At 32.5% G+C, this 4,758-nt stretch carries 6 protein-coding genes and 1 pseudogene; 6 read left to right on the plus strand and 1 reads right to left on the minus strand.

All coding sequences use genetic code 11. From position 1 onward, the window contains the following. On the plus strand, window positions 1–129 hold a 129-nt coding region (locus tag COD11_RS13670; protein ID WP_141549689.1), incomplete at its 5' end, for a helix-turn-helix domain-containing protein. Window positions 130–428: 299 nt separating this feature from the next. Here the strand turns inward: COD11_RS13670 and COD11_RS13675 are convergent. Further along, on the minus strand, window positions 429–1,364 hold the full coding sequence (locus COD11_RS13675) for a bile acid:sodium symporter family protein (protein ID WP_176551085.1): 936 nt from the start codon (window positions 1,362–1,364) through the stop codon (window positions 429–431). A 192-nt stretch (window positions 1,365–1,556) separates the two neighbouring features. On the opposite strand from COD11_RS13675, the gene COD11_RS13680 reads away from it, so the two are divergent. The 5 genes and pseudogenes from COD11_RS13680 to COD11_RS13700 form a co-directional block, all read left to right on the plus strand. After that, the gene (locus COD11_RS13680) at window positions 1,557–2,105 is read left to right on the plus strand and encodes a bifunctional transcriptional activator/DNA repair enzyme AdaA (RefSeq protein WP_098797460.1); all 549 of its coding nucleotides are present in this window, start codon (window positions 1,557–1,559) and stop codon (window positions 2,103–2,105) included. A 264-nt stretch (window positions 2,106–2,369) separates the two neighbouring features. Then, window positions 2,370–3,251 carry a hypothetical protein gene (locus tag COD11_RS13685; RefSeq protein ID WP_098797461.1) on the plus strand — a complete coding sequence of 294 codons (882 nt, stop codon included), beginning with the start codon at window positions 2,370–2,372 and terminating at the stop codon, window positions 3,249–3,251. Between the two features lies 1 nt (window position 3,252). Continuing rightward, the gene (locus tag COD11_RS13690) at window positions 3,253–3,453 is read left to right on the plus strand and encodes a DUF2187 family protein (RefSeq protein ID WP_231309830.1); all 201 of its coding nucleotides are present in this window, start codon (window positions 3,253–3,255) and stop codon (window positions 3,451–3,453) included. Between the two features lie 26 nt (window positions 3,454–3,479). After that, the gene (locus COD11_RS13695) at window positions 3,480–3,662 is read left to right on the plus strand and encodes an aspartyl-phosphate phosphatase Spo0E family protein (protein WP_176551086.1); all 183 of its coding nucleotides are present in this window, start codon (window positions 3,480–3,482) and stop codon (window positions 3,660–3,662) included. A 105-nt stretch (window positions 3,663–3,767) separates the two neighbouring features. Beyond that, window positions 3,768–4,758 (plus strand): annotated as a pseudogene (locus tag COD11_RS13700) (hypothetical protein); the annotation flags it as partial.

A 4,758-nucleotide genomic window follows, 5' to 3' on the forward strand; every position in this document is an offset into this window, starting at 1 on the left:
GCAGGAATGAATTATGCAGTGAAGCTATATAAAGAAGGAAATATGACTGTAAAGCAAATTTGTGAAATTACAAACGTTTCTAGAGCTGCATTATATAGAGAGTTGGCAGAGGATAAGTTTATAAAATAGCTATCAGTAAGATATCATTATCCATCAAAGGTAAAATTATAGGTTTTTTGGGTTTATCCTACTATTAAAAAAGCAACGAATCCGAAGACCTCGTTGCGTAATCGTTTATATATTGTCAACATTTGTATTTATTCTTTCTTATAAAGGGTACCGCCACAATTTCGGAAAACTTTGTACGCTAGGCGAATTGCAACCTAATTAAGCTGATTTCCCTGTGCTTTTAAGAAACTGACTTTTTTTAATGGTTTGTTAAACTAAAGTAAGCTGTTACTTTCAATAGGCTGGCTGTTAATTTGACTTTAACCTTCAACTAGGGTATTTTTCCTATTTAATAAACGAACCACGAGTGGTGATGTTATCATTTGCAAAACAGCGTAGAATACAGCTGGGATAAGTATGATTTCTGGCAAGTCAGCTGTATATACTATTGCAGCAGCTATGCTAAATTCTTTTTTGCTGACTGTAAAAAGGACCGCAACTAAATCATCTTTATTTTTCACAATCGGTTTTGTAAGCAGGCCAATAAGATAACCAGCCATATTAAGCAAAAGTTGGGCAACGATGAGCAAGATAATCATCCCCATTGAAAACGAAAGAATCGATTCAGAACTGTCTGCTACAACGACAAAAACAAGAGCAATGTATATCAATGATGAAGAAAAAGAATAGACCGGTTCATACTTACTGATAGACGGGAATTTTGTTCGTATGAGAACAGCAAAAAACATAGGTAAAACGATGATTATAAATAGTTCCAATATCATTTCCTGAATGGGAATTTGAAATTCAATTCCAGTCAAAAGCAAAAGGAGTGGAGGTAGAATAAACGGCGATAACCCAGTAACTATACCATTCATTAATGATGCAAGTGCAACATTACCTTTCCCAAGATAAACTAATAATGGAGCTGAAACATCGGTTGGTAAGGAGCCGACAATCGTTTGTCCAATAGCAAGTTCTTCATCAAAAAAAAGTTCACCGATACCTAATCCGATAAGTGACATAGGAACGAATACTAAGAATATCGAGATGACTATTACCCTAGGTTTTTTTATTGCGTCCCTTAACATATTAAAATCAAAAGTGAGACTGATAAAAAACATGAGCAGGGCAAGCATCGGTGAAACCGTCACTTTCAATACTTCACCGATTTTTGGAAGAAATAAAGCGATAAATGTAGTAACAAGAACTAATGGTAATAAATTGTTTTCTACAACACGTAATCTTTCAAGCATTAAATTCTCTCCTCGTCTTTTCCTAGTAATCATATAGAGTGAAATAATTATTTTTACTGGAACACCCTTCATTTCTTTTAATCAAATAAGAGGTATTTGTGCACCCATACCTTTATTTATGTATTATAAGTAAAAATACAGGTTTTATCTTTCATATTCTTGACGTTTAATTAGAAAAAGAGAGGTGTAGGAATGGAAGAATTCCATTGGAAAGCTATAGAATCATGTAATCCGACGTATGATGGTCATTTTTTCTATGCATTAACGAGTACACTAATTTTTTGCCGTCCATCGTGTGCATCTAGAACTCCAAATAAAAAGAATGTTCAAATCTTTTACTCTGCCAAAGAAGCTGTGAATAGTGGGTATCGCCCCTGTAAACGATGTAAACCAGACTGTTTGGAATGGCAAGGAGCTAAAAATGAATTGACGATTCAAGTAAAAAAATACATTCTTAACCACTATGACGAAAAGTTAACATTATATCGTATAGCTAAGGAAATAAATGTAGATCCTTATCATCTACATCGCACATTTAAAGCAGTTACAGGCTATACACCATTACAATTTATGCACCAATCCCGGATTGAACAAGCAAAAGAGTTCTTATTAACAACAAATCAATCTACAACGGAGATTAGCTTTAAGGTTGGGTATAGCAGCCCTTCTCATTTTTCTAAGGTTTTTAAAGAAAAAACCGGACTTTCTCCCTCTTTTTTTCGTTCTAATTTTCACAACTGATTTTCACGTTTGTAGATGGCACCTTCTTATTAATGGAAGAAAAGGCAAATCCCGTCTTTCTCTTAAAAAGGGAGAAATCGGACTTTTTAGAATAAAAGACTCTTAACGTTGTAAATCCGCATTTTCCTGACGCTACCCCTAGTAGAATAAAATTCCTTAATATGGTATGCTATATAGAAATATAACCAATGGCGGAAGACGCAAATGAACCTGATAAAACACAGGTTTCGTTTGCGTCTTTTTATTTTTCAGGGAGGTATATTTATGCAAACCGCTCTTCTTCATAATGGGAATGCAGTAAACACTATAGAATATGACGAATCAATTCACGGGAGCAGGTTGTTCTGCATTGATAAAAACTGTCAGGCTCCGTTGATATATGTAGGCAAGTCTTCTACAATGAATGCTCATTTTAAGACAACTGGTAAAGGAGATTCACGGCATTTAAAAGGTTGTGGTTTTTATGAGAGACTCGATATCTTAGAATGCGTTAATAAAACAAAAGAATACCAGACACAGATGTCTGATAGTTTAAGTGAAACAATTATTAGACTCAGCATGAACCGAATAGATCCTGATTATCAAAGTAAGACAATAGAACGCGAAACAAAAGAAGAAAAAAATGAAGAAAAAAAAGTTAAATTGAAAAATGAAACAGAAACTCCTCAATCGATAAGCTCGGTAAAAGGAGAAGTAAAGCTACTTACGGAGTACGAACCAGATCTGCTTGCAACAATCCTCATTAATGTAGGAAATGGGCGAAAGATACCCATTTCTGAGTTAATCGTTAACCAGCAAGATGCACATCACCTCTTATGGTTAGATCGAACATTACCTAAAGTTGGTTATTTTGTATATGGTCTTATTGATAGAGTGATTAAGCGTGAGAAGGTAATGTACATTAACTTTAAGAAAGAAGATGATGTTCCTTTTACTATTGTTATCTTTCAAAAATATTGGAAAGAGTTCTCGTACACGGAAGAAGATTTAGTTGGGCAGCATGCACTAGTTTATGGCAATTTAAGAAAAAATGAATATGAAGGTAATCAAAAAACAGAAATGCTTATAAAAGGTGATAAGTACCTTGAAAAGTTTAAAACAAAGAAACAATTAAATAATATTAATACCACTAAAGAGGATGAGTAAAATGTGTGAATTTCTTATCGGAATCGATATTTCTTTTACCAGAAATAACGTTGATGTTATAGGTAGAGTTGTTAAGGCATATCCGAATACAGTGATTGTTGAAATTAGCCAGGATGATGCAGAAAAAATTGAGTCACCAAGCACATTAACGGTTGTAAATCACAAGAATTATAGAATTCTAACAAGTCCTATTGTCAATTAATAATCTATAAAGGAATGATGAGTGCTTTGGAAGAGGATCGTAATCATACTGTTCAGTCGATAAATTTATATATTGAAAAGAAGCGGAATGAAATGGTCGAAGCTGCAACAATACTAGGATTTTCTAACCCTCAAACACTTCGATTATCAGAGGAACTTGATATGGCAATTCTGTCAGTAATGAATAAAAGTATTAAAAAGGAAGTCTAGTGTGATACAGGCTTTCTTTTATTTTTCAGTAAAAAAATGTTGGGTATTTTTTACCATTAATATGTTAATATATTCTATAAATAATTAGATTTTTTGGGGGAAATCATGAAAAAAATAATGTTTTTAATTACCTTTTCCATTGTTTCACTGACTGGTATACCTGATATTACAGCAGCCAGTTCATCTACAACGTACATAAGCGCAAACAACCAAGGAAATAGACTAAAAGATTTAACGGAAGCTTTTAACAATAAGATTAATAAAGGTGATTTAATACTTATCGATAAAAGTTATGATAACTTTAGTTCGGAAATCAAAAAGACTGAAAGAGCAATCGGTAAAGTAAGTGGATCAGCAAATAGGAAATCCCTGAATGATAAGTATGTTACTCCTGCTAAAATAGCTAGAGAAAGAGTTATATATGAGGTTTCGCAGGTACGATTAATAAAAGATATTGAAAAATTAATTCAATATACAAATTATCGTTCTGCAATTGAATCAAGTAATAAATTAGATCGATTAAAAAGAAGAGCTTCAGAGATAAAATTAGCAGGAGGTTATAAAGCTCTTCCTCAACAAATTAATAATTTCTTAGTAAATAAAGAATCAAACATACAGCAAGTTATCAAAAATAAAACTTTCTCTGTGATTAAAGAAAGTGTATCTCCTCGAACAATTAGAATGAACGAAGTAATTGAGATAAAATTCACTGAAACACTAGGATATGTAGATGAATCAATGGTAGAAATTACAGATTCTAATGGTAAGAAATTCAATCCTACGTCAACCTGGTCAAGAGGTAACACCCTAATTATCAGCAATAACACATTTGAATTCGGTAAATCATATACACTATCTGTTTCAACTAATCTGTATTCAAATAATAATAAGATAATTAATGCGAAAGTTATTATGAAATTTCAAATAGTAAAAGAAACTGTAGATAAAACTATAATATACAATACTATCCTAAATTCCTTAAAGAACAGCGAAAAATCTATACAATTTGATAGTAACAATAAAGAATTAGTATGGAATACCTTTAAAGAAGTGCTTAAAGATCATCCAGAACTACTTGTGACTGCTAGAATAAAGT

The organism is Bacillus sp. AFS040349 (assembly GCF_002577655.1).
Classification (GTDB): Bacteria; Bacillota; Bacilli; order Bacillales; family Bacillaceae; genus Metabacillus.